The organism is Streptomyces sp. GESEQ-4 (assembly GCF_017948455.1).
Taxonomy (GTDB): domain Bacteria; phylum Actinomycetota; class Actinomycetes; order Streptomycetales; family Streptomycetaceae; genus Streptomyces.
In genome coordinates this window covers 93,094-107,841 of sequence record NZ_JAFFSU010000029.1, presented here as the reverse complement: position 1 = coordinate 107,841, position 14,748 = coordinate 93,094, and the positions used below count along the sequence as shown (strand labels likewise).

Annotated in this window: 9 protein-coding genes; 4 read left to right on the top strand and 5 right to left on the bottom strand. The window is 72.2% G+C overall.

The window, feature by feature from the left end; genetic code table 11:
* Positions 1-222 precede the first annotated feature (222 nt).
* The 5 genes from KCH48_RS36205 to KCH48_RS36185 form a co-directional block, all read right to left on the bottom strand.
* Positions 223-1,110: an aminoglycoside phosphotransferase family protein gene (locus KCH48_RS36205; RefSeq protein ID WP_374104747.1), complete on the bottom strand. Its 888-nt coding sequence runs from the start codon at positions 1,108-1,110 to the stop codon at positions 223-225.
* A 109-nt stretch (positions 1,111-1,219) separates the two neighbouring features.
* Positions 1,220-1,975: a thioesterase II family protein gene (locus KCH48_RS36200; RefSeq protein WP_210581301.1), complete on the bottom strand. Its 756-nt coding sequence runs from the start codon at positions 1,973-1,975 to the stop codon at positions 1,220-1,222.
* Positions 1,972-3,963 (bottom strand): non-ribosomal peptide synthetase, encoded by a 1,992-nt coding sequence (locus tag KCH48_RS36195; RefSeq protein ID WP_246886408.1) that lies wholly within the window; start codon positions 3,961-3,963, stop codon positions 1,972-1,974. Before KCH48_RS36195 ends, KCH48_RS36200 begins: the two co-directional genes overlap by 4 nt.
* A 17-nt stretch (positions 3,964-3,980) precedes the next feature.
* A complete protein-coding gene (locus KCH48_RS36190; protein ID WP_210581297.1) occupies positions 3,981-4,211 on the bottom strand; it encodes a hypothetical protein in 231 nt (76 codons plus the stop codon).
* Positions 4,212-4,326: 115 nt separating this feature from the next.
* On the bottom strand, positions 4,327-7,326 hold the full coding sequence (locus KCH48_RS36185) for a type I polyketide synthase (protein WP_210581295.1): 3,000 nt from the start codon (positions 7,324-7,326) through the stop codon (positions 4,327-4,329).
* A 200-nt stretch (positions 7,327-7,526) separates the two neighbouring features.
* Between KCH48_RS36185 and KCH48_RS36180 the strand changes: the two genes are divergently transcribed.
* The 4 genes from KCH48_RS36180 to KCH48_RS36165 are packed head-to-tail and all read left to right on the top strand — an operon-like array spanning position 7,527 to position 14,606.
* The gene (locus KCH48_RS36180; protein ID WP_246886407.1) at positions 7,527-10,679 is read left to right on the top strand and encodes an amino acid adenylation domain-containing protein; all 3,153 of its coding nucleotides are present in this window, start codon (positions 7,527-7,529) and stop codon (positions 10,677-10,679) included.
* Positions 10,676-11,857, top strand: a complete 1,182-nt coding sequence (locus KCH48_RS36175) for a cytochrome P450 (protein ID WP_210581292.1) — start codon at positions 10,676-10,678, stop codon at positions 11,855-11,857. The genes KCH48_RS36180 and KCH48_RS36175 overlap by 4 nt, the downstream gene beginning before the upstream one ends.
* Before the next feature lie 53 nt (positions 11,858-11,910).
* Positions 11,911-13,590 (top strand): Rid family hydrolase, encoded by a 1,680-nt coding sequence (locus KCH48_RS43295; protein WP_307841048.1) that lies wholly within the window; start codon positions 11,911-11,913, stop codon positions 13,588-13,590.
* Between the two features lie 8 nt (positions 13,591-13,598).
* Entirely contained in the window at positions 13,599-14,606 is a 1,008-nt protein-coding gene (locus tag KCH48_RS36165) for an alpha/beta hydrolase (RefSeq protein ID WP_307841047.1), read from the top strand.
* The last annotated feature ends 142 nt before the right edge of the window (positions 14,607-14,748 follow it).

The following is a 14,748-nucleotide window of genomic DNA, read 5'->3' as shown; positions in this document are numbered from 1 at the left end:
GGGGGGGGGGGGGGGGGGGGGGGGGGGGGGGCGGGGTGGGGGGGGGGGGGGGGGGGGGGGGGGGGGGGCGGGGGGGGTGGGGGGGGGGGGGGGGGGGGGGGGGGAAAGGGGGGGGGGGGGGGGGGGCGGCCGGGGGGGCGGCGCCCGCCCCTTCTTCTCGGCGGAGCCGGTCCGCGGCGCTGGTCCGCGGCGGGCGTTCCTCGGTCCGGGAGCGCCTGTTCCTCAGTCCGAAAAGACCTGGTTGATCACGTAGCGGGCGTTGGCGGAGATGACCGGGTTGGTGTTCCGGTAGTACGGCAGCTGAACGACCGCCATGGACAGGGCCCAGCCGCGGCCGCGCGCCCAGGTGGCGTCATCGACGTCCAGGCCGTCGCGGAAGACCTGCCGTGCCGAGGCCGGCAGCAGGTTCCACGCCGGGATGAGGTCGGCCGCGGGGTCACCGATGCCCGCGGTGCCGAAGTCGAGCACGGCAGCCAGACGGCCGGCGGTGACCAGCAGGTTGCTCGGCATGAGGTCGGAGTGCGTCCAGCACGGCGCTGCCGGCCAGAGGGGGGCGGCGAGCGCCGACTCCCAGGCGGCGAGGGCCCCTTCGGCGTCGAAGGGCTCGTCCGTGTGCCGCAGGGCCTCGATCGCGGCCCGGGTCTCGGCATCGCAGGTCGCCAGCGGTGCGCCTCGGTGTGCCGGGGGTCCGCCGTCCAGGTCGGCCTTGCGCATCGCCAGGACGAAGGCCGCGAGGTCGCGGGCCAGCGACTCGGGCTCGGCCACCTGGCCCTCGACCAGGACGTCTCCCTCGATCCAGCGGTGCACGGCCCACGGCCACGGATAGCCCTCGGCGGGCTTCCCCAGGGCGACGACCGTCGGGATGTCGACGGGAACCAGGGGCGCCAGCTTCGCCAGCCACCGCGCCTCGAGGTCCAGCGCTGCGACGCCACCCGCGTTGAGCGGCAGCCGGACGGTCAGTTCGGAGCCGATCCGGTAGATCGCGTTGACCGTGCCACCGGACGCCAGACGCCGCAGGGGCAGATCTGCCCACTGGGGGAACTGGGTGCGCAGCAGCCGTTGGACGAGGTCCACGTCGATATCCGCTTCGTCCGCATGCATCTTGGCCATGTGGTGCCCGATCATCCGATCTCGTCGATGGTCATGCCCTTGCGCGCACCGCCGGAGTATCCGCCGAGGAGCCCCATGGCCGGATGGGGCTCGAGCGGATTTCCACCGTTCAGCGGGCGATGCCCTCCCCGGCCCGGGCCGGCAGGGACTCTTGGATCAGGGCGTAGGGAGGGTTGTCGACCAGGTAGAAATGCCCGCCCGGGACCACTTGTTCGCGGACGCCGCCCCGGGTCAGCTCGCTCCACGGGCGGCAGTCGGCGTCGGCGTCGACGTCTCCGGTGATCGTCGTCACCGGGCATCGCACGGCACGTCCGGGGCGGGGCTGATAGGCGTGGAACATCCGTCCGTCTGCTCGGATGTAGGGCAACACCAGTTCCTGGAACTCGGGGTCGGCGGCCAGCTCGGGGTCCGTACCCCCCAGGGTGAGCAGCTGCTCGACGACGGTCGCATCGTCCTCGTCGGGCGGGGACTGCCAGTCCTCGGCCGGCGGATACGGGGCATCGCGGGAGCCGGACGCCAAGATGCGGACCGGGTCGATGCCGCGGGCTTCCAGGGCTAGGGCCGTCTCGAAGGCGATCGGCGCCCCCATGCTGTGCCCGAACAGGGCGAGCGGGCGGTCGGTCAGGGCCATCGCCGCGTCGGCAACCGATGCGGCGAGCTGCCGCAGATCCGTTGGCACCGGCTCGGCGATCCGTTCGCCGCGCCCCGGGTAGCGGACGGCGTACACCTCGATTCCGTGGAGCCGGCCGCCCCAGTCGCGGAAGAAGGACGCGGCTCCTCCGGCGTGCGGAAAGCAGATGAGGCGTACGGCGGGGTCGGGAACGGCGATCGTACGGTGCAGCCAGATGTCGGTCTCGGTGGTCACCGCGTCACCCCCCGGGCCGCACCCTGGCGCCGGGCCCGCAGTGCGCGCGCCCGCCTCGCGGCGGCCTGCCGCGCGCCGGGCTCGGGGCCGCCCGTGCCCTCGGTCCGTCCCGCTCCGCCACTGAGCATCGCGGCCTGCGCCGACACGGTGGTGTGGGTGAACAAGGCGACCACCGGGGGCCGTTCACCGGTGTGCCGCTCCAGGGCCTCGCGGAGCCGGAGCATTGCCAGCGAATGGCCGCCCAGGTCGAAGAAGTTGACGTCCACGGGCACGTGCGGCCTCTGGAGCACCTCGGCCCACGCCGCGGCGACCTTGGCGGTGAGTTCGCTCCGGCCGCCGTCCGCGGCGCCGGCCTGGCGGTCGGCCACCGCGGGCGGTCGCTCGTCGGCGCGTGCCCGCAGCTCCGCGCGGTCCGTCTTGCCGTTCACGGTACGGGGGAACGTGTCGAGCACCTTGATCCGGGCGGGCACCATGGCGGCGGGAAGGGTCGCGGCCAGCTGCTCCCGTAGCAACTCGGGAGCCGGGGCCCGGCCTTGCGGAGCGAGCACGAAGCCGACGAGCGAGGCGCCGGCGCCGTCCGGGACCACGACCGCGTCCCGGACGCCGGGCAGCACACTCAACTGGGCTTCGACCGCAGAGAGTTCGACTCGGTGGCCGCGAATCTTGACCTGGTGGTCACGACGGCCGAGGAAGTCCAAAGTGCCGTCCGGGTTCCAGCGGGCGCGATCGCCCGTGCGGTACATGCGAGCTTGCGTCTCATCCGCGAAGGGGTCCGGTACGAAGGCACGTGCCGTGGCGTCGGGCCGTCCGTAGTAGCCGCGGGACACACCGGCGCCGCCGATGAACAGGTCCCCCTCGGTGCCCTGCGGCACCGGGCGCAGTTCGGCGTCGAGCACATACAACCGTGCTCCGGGCACCGGCCGTCCGATGGTGACGGGGCCGGGAGCCTCGAAGCGGTGGAAGCTGGCCCAGACCGTCGCTTCGGTGGGGCCGTACTCGTTGATCAGGGCGGTGGCGCCCATGCGCTGGTCGAAGTGGCGCGCCAGCAGTTCCGGTGGCAGCGGTTCTCCGGCCACGATCACGCTGTCCAGCGAGGCGAGCCGGGACGGGCCCAGGCGGGCGGCGGCATCGAGCACGACGCTGTAGAGGGAGGGCACGCACAGCATGTGGGTCACCCGATGGCACTCGATGAGTTCGACGAGCCGCTCGGGGTCGCGGACCTCGTCCGGGGTGGCCACGATCAGCCGGCCGCCCGCGGTGAGCGTCCCCCAGAGCCCCGCCACGGAGGAGTCGAAGGCGAGGGGCGAGACGAGCAGGAACACCGGCGCGCCCGGATAGACGGTGCGGCGCGCCAGGGTGGAGGCAGCCAGCTGGCCGTGCTCGACCACGACGCCCTTCGGCTCCCCTGTACTGCCGGAGGTATAGATGAGGTACGCGGCGTCGTCCGCGGTCACCGGGACGGCCGGCGGCTTGGCCTCGAGGTCCGGGCCCGGCATCGTTTCGGGACCCTCATCCGAGCTCCCGTACTCCGCACCGACCAGCGGTAGTTCGAGACCCGCCAGGCGTCCGCGGGCCGAGTCGCCGACGACGACAGCGCCCACCTGCGCATCGCTCAGGATGTCGGCGATGCGCCGGTCGGGGTGGGACAGGTCCACGGGAACGTAGGCAGCGCCGCACCGCAGCACGCCGAGCACGACGGCGACCATCGCGATGGAGGGTTCGACGAGTACGCCGACCCGACTGCCCTGCCCCACGCCCGCAGCGGCGAGCCGTGCGGCGAGCCGGCCTGCCCAGGCGTCCAGGTCCCCGTAGCCGATGTGGCTCTCCCCGCTGTGCACGGCGGTGCGCGCCGGGCTCACCCTGGCGAATCCGGTCACCAGCTCGTGCACAGGGGCCAGCGGACCGGCAGGCAACTGGGCGCCGATTCCGCTCTGTTGTGGTACGCCGAGCCGTCCGGCCGGCGTGTCCGTCTGCATCGCTGTTGCCATCAGAGTTCCTCCACTGATCATCGAATGGTGGATACGGCGATCCCCGCGCCGGTGCGAGAAAGGACGGTGAGCGGGAAGGCGCCGGCCCGCACCAGACTGCCCACCGGGAGGGTGATGAGGGTCTGCCGCAGCACGACTGGTGAATCCATCGAGGGCGGGGCTGACGCTGTACAGGCCCAGTGCGCCCCCATGAGCGACTCCAGCCACAGCGTCACGGTGGGCCGCCGCCGGACTGGTTCCGAAGTCACCTCTGACTTCTTCAGGAGCATCATGAGCCCAGATATTGCCAGCCTTGGCACAGTAATGGCAACAATTTGCCTCAGGTCTTAGGTGATCCGCCAATACCAGGCGCGCCGATGCCGGTCAGCCTGCCGCGACCCCGACGCGCGCCGGCTCCAGCAGCTCACGGACAGTCGCGCACTGCCCGCCCAGGGTCCGGGCGACCAGCAGGTCGCGTATCGGAATCCGTACGCCGAGCTCCTTGCCCAGCCTGCGGGCGAGATGGGTGATCAGCAGGGAGTCCCCGCCCAGCAGGAAGAAGTCCGATTCCTCGGTGATGTCCTCATGGCCGAGCAACTCCGTCCAGGTCCGAGCGAGCAGGGCAGCCATATCGGCATCCGGCCTCGCCGGGCCGGCCGGCCCGGCGGGCACCGGCTCCTCCCCCTTGCCCACGTGGCTCACGGGTGCCCCGGCCCGGCCGGGCTCCCCCTCCGCGGCCAGGGGTGCCGCGGTGCGGCGGGCGGTGGCCTCCGGCGCGAGCCGCCGGGGCCCGGCGAAGGGGTAGCCGGGCAGATGGATCCGCCGGCCACGACCGCACAACGCCTCGGTGTCGAGCGACTGCCCCATGGTCCACAGGGCACCCAGTGCGGCGAGAACCTGAGAGGCCCGTGGTATACGCCCCGAGGTGAGGGGCACAGCGGTCAGGCCCACGGCTTCGGACATGGCCGACAGTGCCCGGCCCGGCCCCGCCTCCACCAGCACCGCACCGGGAAGGTGCTCGGCGAGGGCGTCCAGCGCTCGCGCGAACCGCACGGTGTCGCGGGCCTGTTCGGCGAAGGCACCCGCGGGGACTGTTCCGCCAGGGCGGACCAGGTCGCCGCTGTTGGTGGCCCAGATCAGCTGCGACGGATGCGTGACGACCCGGGACAGTTCCGCGGCGAGCGGCACGACCGCGGGCTCGATGAGGGAAGAGTGGAAGGCCCGGGTGCCGCGCAGCCGGTGGGAGGGGACGCGCCCGTCGAGCCAGGCGTCGAACGCCTCGACGGCCGTCGCGGTACCGGCCACCACGCTGCCCTGCGGCGAGTTGACCGCGGCCAGCTCCAGGCCGAGGCCGGATGCGGTCAACAGCTCCAGGGTCGCGCTCTCACCGCAGCCGATGGCGAGCATGGCACCCTCGGGGCAGGCCTGCATGGCCTGCCCGCGCAGGGTCACGAACCGGGCGGCGTCACGGAGTTCGAGGACTCCCGCCGCGCAGGCCGCGCTGATCTCGCCGAGGCTGTGTCCCACCACTGCGGCCGGTACGACGCCGAGTCCGCGCAGTGCGGCGGCGATGGCGTACTCGACGGCGAACAGAGCGGGCTGGGCCAGCTGCGTCCTCGCGAGTTCGCCTGCGGGGAAGTCCGGATCGGTCAGCGCTCGCGTCAGCAGCCTCGCCAGTTCGGGTTCGAATGCGCCCAGGCACTCGGCCAGGGCCGCCGCGAAGCCGGGCAGTGCCCGGTCGAACGGCAGGGCCATACCCGGGTGCTGGGAGCCCTGGCCGGGGAAGGCCAGGACCACGGGGGCCGGGCCCTGTGCGGGACAAGTGCCGCGCACCGTGGCGACGCCGACGCCCGTGCGGAGGCGTGCGGCGGCGTCCGCGGCGGTATGTCCGACCACGGCGAGGCGTTCGGGCAGGGCGGCGCGGCCGGTGGCGAGGGTGCGGGACACGTCGGCCAACTGCGGTCCGTGATCGATGAGATGACGGCCGAGACGGTCGGCGGACCGGGTCAGCGCCGCGCCGTCGGCGGCGGACAGCAGCACGAGGTGACCGGCTGCGGGCGCGCCCTCGGACTCCGGCCGGGGCGCGGGCACGGGGGATCGCTCGATGACGACGTGCGCATTGGTGCCGCCCACTCCGAAGGAACTGACTCCGGCGCGGCGCGGCTCAGGGCCGGACCAGGGCGTCGCCTCGGTGGGCACGTACAGCGGCGAACCGTCCGTCTCCAGCAGCGGGTTGAGCCCGGTGAAGCCCGCCACGGGCGGGATCACGCCCTCCCGCACCACGAAGAGGGCCTTGATCAGCCCGGCCAGTCCGGCCGCGTTGTCCAGGTGGCCCGTGTTCGCCTTGAGCGCGCCGACCGCCACCTGCCCGGAACGTGCTCCCGCCGCGCGCAAGGCAGACGAGGCCGCCGACCACTCGATCGGGTCGCCGACCCGGGTGCCGGTGCCATGCGTCTCCAGGTAGCCGATGCCTGCGCCGTCCACGTCCGCCGCCTCCAGTGCGGCGCGGATCACGGCCTCCTGTCCGCCGACGGACGGGGCGTAGTAACCGGCCTTGGCCGCCCCGTCGTTGTTGACCGCCGTGCCGAGCAGAACCCCGTACGGCTCCAAGTCGTCCTCGAGCGCGTCGGACAGCCGGCGCAGTACGACACAGGCCACGCCGGAGCCGGCCACCACGCCGTCGGCGTTCTCGTCGAAGGGGCGGCACCGACCCGCGGCGGAGTGGATGCCACCGGGCACGTGCAGATGCCCGGCCTGCGGGAAGGCCACACCGGCGGCCACGACGAGCGCCTGCTCGCACTCGCCGTTCAGCAGGGCCTGGACCGCTAGATGGACGGCGACCAGGGAGGAGGAGCAGGCCGTCTGCACGGCGAGCGCGGGGCCGTCCAGGTTGAGCTTGTACGAGATGAGGCTGGCCAGGAAGTCCGGCTCGTTGCCGTGCACGGCGTCTTCCAGGGAATGCGGCGTCAGCGCGCCCCCCGCCAGCATGCTGTGCAGATAGCCGCTGCCGCTCGCGGAGGCGTACACGCCGGTGGAGAGACCGGAGCCGAGAGGGCTCACGGCGGCGTCCTCGAGGGCCGCCCATGCGCACTCCAGCATCAGCCGGTGCTGGGGATCCATCATCTCGGCTTCGCGCGGGCTCATCCGGAACAGCGTGTTCTCGAAGCGGTCGGCATCGGGCAAGTGGCCGTGCACCGGCACGAAGTCGGGATCCTCGAGCAGGTCGTCCGCCACCCCGTCCGCACGCAGCCGGTCCTTGTCGCGGCGCGTGGTGAGGACCCGTCCGGCGGTGAGGGAGGCCCACCACTCGGCCAGGTCGGGCGATCCGGGGAATCGGCCGGATATCCCGGTTACGGCGATGTCGAGGGAGCGGTCGCGTGCCATGGAATCCACCTTCGTTCAACGCTGGGCCGCCCCCGCCTCGGGCCGCAGGGCGCGAGACCGGCCAGTGCCCAGAAGTCGCCAGCCCGATCCACAAGGTTGCCTTGATAGGCAACTTGGTGGCAATGTCTTTGTCAACACTGTCTTGGGCAGTGGCACTGCCCTGCTCGTCGCCGCGCAGAACCCGAGGGGAGAGGGACGGCTTGCGACCAGACCCGGAGTGGACCGCCGGCCCACCGAACACCGCCCCCGACGAGGGGCTGCACGAGACGTTCGCCCGCAGGGCGCTCGCCCGCCCTCATGCGGTCGCTCTCATCGAGTCGGAACGCACCACGACCTACGCCGCACTGAACGCCGACGCCGACGCCTGGGCCGCGCAGCTCACGGCCGCTGGAGTGAGTGCCGGCTCACTGGTGCCCGTTCTGCTGCCCAGGAGCACGGAACTCGTCACCGCGCTCCTCGCGGTCCTCAAGACCGGTGCCGCATACGCCCTGTTGTCCCCCGACTGGCCGGAGCCGCGGATCAAGGACGTGCTCCAGGAGCTCGGCCCGCCGCTCCTGATCGCCGCCGCAGGCCGGACCGCACCAGAGGACTCCCCGGTACGCGTGTGGTCGCCGCCCGACGGGCAGGCCGCGGCACCGCCGGACTTCCGGCCCGCGAGCGTCGACGCGGGCGATCCGTGCTGCGTCTTCTTCACCTCGGGCACCACCGGCCGCCCCAAGGGCGTGCTCAGCCCGCACCGGGCGACCGCCCGGCTCTTCCAGCAGGGCGGCATCGCCCGGTTCACCGACTCCACGGTGATGCCGCTGGCCGCGGCCATCCCCTGGGACGCGTTCTCCCTGGAGCTGTGGTCGGTGCTGCTCAACGGCGGCACCTCACTGGTCGTGACGGACCCCTACCTCTCCCCCGTGGCGCTGGCCGACGCCGTCGCCCGGCACGGAGCGGACACCGCCTGGCTCACCAGCAGTCTCTTCAACATGATCGTGGACGAGGCACCCGACGCCTTCAGGGGGATACGACAGCTCGCGATCGGCGGTGAGCGGCTTTCGGCCGCCCACGTCCGCCGCTTCCTGCGTGACCACCCGGACGTCGTACTCCTCAATGGATACGGGCCGGTCGAGTGCACGGTGTTCGCCACCACCCATCGCATCACGGAGGCGGACTGTGACCGGCCCGGCGGCATTCCGCTGGGCCGTCCGGTGCCCGGAACGCAGATCCATGTGCTGGACGGTGCCCGTCCGTGCGCGGTGCGGGAGACGGGCGAGATCTGTCTCGCGGGTGACGGGCTCGCGCTGGGATACCTGGGCGACACCGCTCTCACCGACGCGAAGTTCACGTGCGTGCGCATCGACGGCCACGACGTGCGGATCTATCGCACCGGGGACCTCGGTTACTGGGACGAGGACGGCCTGCTCCACTATCAGGGGCGTGCCGACCGGCAGTTGAAGATCCGCGGGCACCGTGTCGAGCCCGCCGAGGTCGAGCGCCAGGTGGAGCAGCTGGTGCCGGAGGTGCGCCACTGCCGGGTGCTGGCCCGTGGCGATGCCAGTCTCGGCGAGCGCGAGCTGGTCGCGTTCTGTGTGCCGGTCCGCGCCGGCGACCCGCTTGACTCGGCACCGGCCGTGCTGCACGACGCCCTGGTTCCGTACCAGCGGCCCGCCGTGGTGGTGAGCGTCGATGCCTTCCCCGTGACCGCGCAGGGCAAGCTGGACGAACGGGCGCTGCTCGCCCTGGCACCGGCGGCCGCGCCGGCGGTCGCATCGGCAGCCGAGGAAGCGGCCTCGCCCTCCTCCTGCGCGGATGTCCGCCCCGCCGACCTCCGGGATCCGGTGGTGCGCGCCGTGGCGGAGGCCTTCGCCACGGCTCTGGACCGCGAAGTGCTCCCCCTGGACGTGCCGTTCGTCGCGCTCGGCGGCACCTCTCTCGGGGCGGGGCGGCTGTGCGCACGGCTGTCGGCCCGGCTCAACCGACCGGTGGCCGTCTCCTGGCTCTACCGGCATCCGACGGTCCACGCCCTCGCCGGCCGGCTGCGCGACGCGCCCGTCCCCCTGCCCGCGCCCTCCGCCGACGCCCACCCGGCGGACATACCGCTGTCGCCGATGCAATTGGTGTACGTGACGAAGCAGTTGATCGACCCCGCCGACCGTACGGGGCACTGCCTGCTCACCTGGGTCATCGAGGGCGACCTCGACCCAGACGCCCTGGAGGAGGCCATCAGCGCGGTGCACGAGCGGCATGAAGCCCTGCGTGCCGCCTATCTGCTCGACCCCCGGCCCGCCGTGCGGGTCGTGGACATGCCGCCTCCCCCTCTCGAGGTGCTGCCCGATGAGGATGACGTCGACGCGGCGCTGTGCGCGGCGCGCGGCGAGCTCGCCGGTGAACTCGCCCTGGACGAGGGCGAAGTGTGGCGCACCGTCCTGGTCCCCGTGGCGGGAGCGGCGCCGGGACGGGCCACCGCGGTCTTCGGCTGCGTGGTCCACCACGTTGCCTTCGACGGCTGGTCGGAAGGAGTCCTCGCCGGTGACCTCAGCGCCGCCTACCGCAGTGCGCTGCGCTCCGGGTCCGCCGCGCTCCCCGCGGGGCCCACCCTCGCAGCGGTGTTCCTGGAGTGCGCCGCACGGAGGCAGGAGACCGTGTCCGACGCCCAACGTGACTATTTCCGCTCCGAGTTGACGGACGCACCGGTCATGCGCTGGCCGAGCGGTCCGGTGCCGCCGAAGCCGGGCTCTGCCGACCGGACCGAGGTGGTGCTGCCGGCCTCGGCGCTCGCAGGTGTCGACCGCATCGCCCAGGAGGCGGGCGTCACCCGCTTCGCCGTACTGCTGTCGCTGTGGGCCGCGAGTCTCTCGGAGACAACCGGCCAGCGGGACTTCACGGTCGGTGTCCCCGTCGCCCAGCGCGACGGCATCGCGCTGCAGCAGGCCGTCGGATGTCACATCAACATGGTGTGCCTGCGGCTGCGCGACACCGCACTGGACGGCGACACGGCCGCCGTCGCACGGGTCGCGGAGATCGCCTCGCGTGCGTTCGGCGCTCAGGACGTGGCGTTCCCCGACGTGCTGGCCCTGCTCGACCGCCGGCGCGACGACCGGCCACCGCTCTACCAGACCCTGTTCGCGTATCAGGACAACACCCCGCCCGAGCTCGCCCTGCACGGCACCACAACCTCCTTGGTGCGGAGCCCCTATCTGGAGCTCCCTCTGGAGCTGCACGCCGAACTCTGGCCGGACGAGCACGGCGGGCTGCGGCTGGACGTCGCGTTCCGCCCCGACTCCGTCACCGAAAGCACCGCCAGGGATGCCGCCAAGCTCTTCACGGAGCGCGTGCACACCACCTCGTCAGGAGCCTCGTCATGACGACAGCCCTCGTGTCCCCCGCTCAGCTCACCGACCCCGAGCTGCACACCACCGACGACGCGCACGCCCTGTGGCAGTGGATGCGCGCGAACGCGCCGGTGCACCGCCAACCGGCCGCGGAGCTACCCGAGTTCTGGTCGCTGACCCGCTACGAGGACATCCGCACGGTGTACCGGGATGCCGCCACGTTCACCTCGACGCGGGGCGTGCTGCTGCGCCCGGCCCACCTCGGCGACGATCCCGGCGGCGGTCTGACGCTCGCGCTCACCGACGCACCACGCCACAAGCAGCTGCGCGGGCTCATGGCGGAGTGGTTCAACACCCGTGCCGTACGCGGCCTGGAGGGCTACGTCCGCGCGGCGACCCGGACCGTACTCGCCCGCGCCGTCGACCTCGGTGAGTGCGACTTCGCCCACGACGTGGCCGGGCGGCTTTCGCTCTCCGTCATCTGCCACATCCTGGGCGTTCCGGACCGGGACCACGAGGACCTGTACCGGTGGACGAACCAGGCCTTCGATGCCCATATCTCACTGGTGTCGCATCCGCAGCTCATGGAGTACTTCACGGAGATGCTCTATCTGCGGATGGAGCAGCCGACCGACGACCTGGTGAGCGCTCTCGTCAACGGCACGGTGGACGGTGAGCTGCTGACCGAGGAGGAGGCCGTCCTCAACTGCGAGAACCTGATCGGTGCCACGGAGAATGGGCGCCTCGCACTGATCGGGGGCATGCAGGCCTTCCTCGAGCACCCTGATCAGTGGGCGAGGCTGGGCGAGGACCGGCGGCTGCTTCCCGGCGCCATCGAGGAGATCCTGCGCTGGACGTCCAGCGCGACACACAGCATGCGCGTCGCCACCCGGCCGTGCGACATCCGCGGCACGCGAATCGGCCCCGGGGACCGGGTCGTGCTGTGGCTGCCCTCGGCGAACCGCGACGAAGAGGTGTTCCACGACCCGTACCGATTCGACATCGCACGCACTCCGAACCGCCATATCGCCCTCGCCTCCGGGGAGCACTTCTGCATCGGGAGCACGCTCGCCAGGGCCGAAATGCACGTCCTGTTCACGGAGTTGCTCGACTCCGTGCGCCGGATCGACCAGAACGGGCCGGTCCGGCGCCTCCGGTCCATCGCCGTCAACGGACCGGAGAGCCTGCCGGTACGGATCACCGCGCACTGATGCAGGGGCCACTTCACCATCCCACCTCGCACCCCTCGCTTAGGAGTACGGACATGGCGGACAAGAAAGTGCTGCTGCTCGGCTGGCGGCCCGAGTCCGTGGCCGCTCTGCGCAGCCTCGGAGCCGACGTCACCTGTGCGTTCACCGCCCCGGACGACGAGCGAAGGGCCGGCCTGCTCGACGCTGCTCACACGGTCCCCGTCCAGGATCCGGCCGACACCGGATCAGTGCTGGCCGGCCTCACGCGCCACGGCATGGCCGCCACGGACTTCGACGTGATCTGCTCGCCCGGCGAACCGGCCCTCGTCAATGCGGCTGTCCTGGCGGGCAGTTCGGGCGGACGGACCATCAAGGACACGCTGCTGCTCCGCGACAGGGACCTGCAGAAGAGGTGCATACGCGAGGCCGGAATCCCCGTAGCGCACTCCCGGCTCATCGTGCGCGCCCTCGAGCTCGAGACGTTTCCCCACCAGCGAGGAGTGCTCAAGCCGCTCGACGGCACGGCCACCGGGGTGCGGACCTGGACCGGCGAGGACGAGCGCATCGCCCTCGCTCACCGGCTCACCGACGAGGGCCCCCAGGGCCCCTGGCTCGCCGAGCAACGGGTGGACGGACGGGAGCTGCACCTCCACGGGGTGGTCCGCGGCGCAGAGGTCCGGTTCGTCTCGGTCAGCTGCGCTCTGCGGAGCCTTCGCGCGAGCGGCACCGGCGGGATCAAAGCCGCGTATGTGCTGCATCCCCGCACCAACGAGACAGTCCATGTCCAGGCTCAGGGCATCGCACAGCGGGCGGCGAAGTCCCTCGGGCACCAGGACGGCGTCTTCTGCATGGAGGTCGTCGAGCAGGAGGACCGACTCGTCTTCGGTGAGTACGCGGTGCGCACACCCGGTGGTGCGACCGCCTCGATGATCCGCCTGCAGCACGGGGTGGACCTGGACGAGGAGTGGGCACGGGCCGTACTCGGTCTGGAGTCCGTGCCGGCACCCGTGGTCGACCCGACGTCCATCGGCTGGGTGTCCCTCTTCACCGTGGACGGCATCCTCGGCTCCGGCCCGGACGAGGACGATCTGGCCCGGCAGGAAGGTGTCCGTCGGGTGGTGACCGGGGCAGGCCGGGGAGCGGCACCCACCGGTCCGGCCGAGGTGCCCGCCACGCCCGCCGACGCCAACGCCGCACTCACCGACGCGAAAGCCGCTCCTGCCGCCGTGGCCGTTGTGGAGGGCCAGGACGAGCAGCAGCTCATCACCCGCATGTGGCAGCTCACCGAGTGGTTCCGGGCGCAGTCGACCGCCCGCCAGGACGCCGGCGGGGCCGCGGACGCGGCCCGCGAGCAGCGTGCGCTCACCCGGCTGTCCGCCCCTGCGGGGGTCTTCCCGAGCGATGGATACACCCATGTGGTGAGCGGGCCCGGACGGATGGCCGCGATCGCCGGGCAGATGGCGTTCGACACCCAGGGTGAACTGGTCGGGGCGAACGACCCGGTGGCGCAGGCGCGCCAGGTCTTCACCAACATGGACCGCTGTCTCGCGGCCTCCGGCGCCACTTTCGACGATGTCGTCAAGCTCACCTACTACGTCACCGACATCGCCTTCGTACCCCAGATCCTGGCGGTCCGGGACGAGTTCATCGACACGAGCCGGCCGCCCGCGAGCACCGTGGTGCAGATCGCCGCGCTCTACCGACCCGACCTGCTGCTCGAAGTCGACGCATTCGCCATGCTGACCGCCCTGTGAGGAGCACCGTGACCTCCGCCCAGCTCACCCGCCACCAGGACGGCACGCAAGCGCCGCCCCCGCCCTTCGACGCCGAGCTGGCAGCCCCCCTGCGCAAGATCCTGCGGGAGCTGCCGATGCCTTTGACACCGCAGCTGATCGAGGACCGGCGCCGGCGTTCTCTCGCCGGCCGCCTCCGCGACGAGGACATCCGCCGCGGTTCGGCCTTCGAGATCGAGGAACGAAACGTGCCGGGGCCGGCCGGTGCTCCCGAGATCACCTTGCTGATCTGCCGGCCGACTGCCGCCACCGGACCCCTGCCGGTCATCTACCACACGCACGGCGGCGGCATGGTGGCGGGCAGCCATCGCAGTACGGAGCTGGTCGGCGAGCTGAACCGCGCTCAGGAGCTGCAACTGGCGGTGGTGGCCGTGGAATACCGGCTGGCTCCCGAGCATCCCGATCCGGCTCCGGTGGAGGACTGCTACGCCGGTCTGTGCTGGCTCGCCGATCACGCCCCGGACCTGGGCCTCGATCCGGACCGCATCATCCTCAGCGGCAACAGTGCCGGCGGCGCGCTCGCCGCCGGACTCTCGCTCCTGACGCGGGACCGCTCGGGCCCCGCACCCCGCGGCCAGCTGCTCCAGTTCCCGATGCTCGACGACCGCTGCGACACGTTCTCGGCAGGACAGATGGAGCACGTGGGCCTGTGGGACGGCCTGTCCAACCGGACCGGCTGGACCGCCCTGCTCGGTGAACGGCGTGGCACCCCGGACGTGTCGGGCTACGCCGCGCCGGCCCGGGCCGAAGACCTCTCGGGCCTGCCACCGGCCTACATCGAGGTGGGATCCGTCGAGGCACTGCGCGACGAGGGCCTCGCCTATGCGTCACGGATCTGGCAGGCCGGGGGCCAGGCCGAACTGCACGTCTGGGCGGGCGCCTTCCACAGCTTCGACGAATGGGTTCCCGACGCGGTCGTCTCCCAGGCCGCGCACCAGGCACGTGTGGCCTGGCTGCGGCGCGTACTCACAGCATGAAGTCGGTGACCGGCCGCACCGGAGGAACGAGGGGAACCGGGAGTCGCCCGTCCTGCGGTGACGCGGGCCCCGAAGGGGCGCCGAGCCGCTGCCCGGCACCGTACACCGGCCCTGCCCACTCACCCGCGAGGGAGACGTCCCT

Excerpts from the sequence above, each read along its gene's own strand:
- KCH48_RS36205 (WP_374104747.1), bottom strand. The coding sequence starts at position 1,110 with ATGGCCAAGATGCATGCGGACGAAGCGGATATCGACGTGGACCTCGTC.
- KCH48_RS36195 (WP_246886408.1), bottom strand. The coding sequence starts at position 3,963 with ATGGCAACAGCGATGCAGACGGACACGCCGGCCGGACGGCTCGGCGTA.
- KCH48_RS36185 (WP_210581295.1), bottom strand. The coding sequence starts at position 7,326 with ATGGCACGCGACCGCTCCCTCGACATCGCCGTAACCGGGATATCCGGC.
- KCH48_RS36175 (WP_210581292.1), top strand. The coding sequence starts at position 10,676 with ATGACGACAGCCCTCGTGTCCCCCGCTCAGCTCACCGACCCCGAGCTG.
- KCH48_RS43295 (WP_307841048.1), top strand. The coding sequence starts at position 11,911 with ATGGCGGACAAGAAAGTGCTGCTGCTCGGCTGGCGGCCCGAGTCCGTG.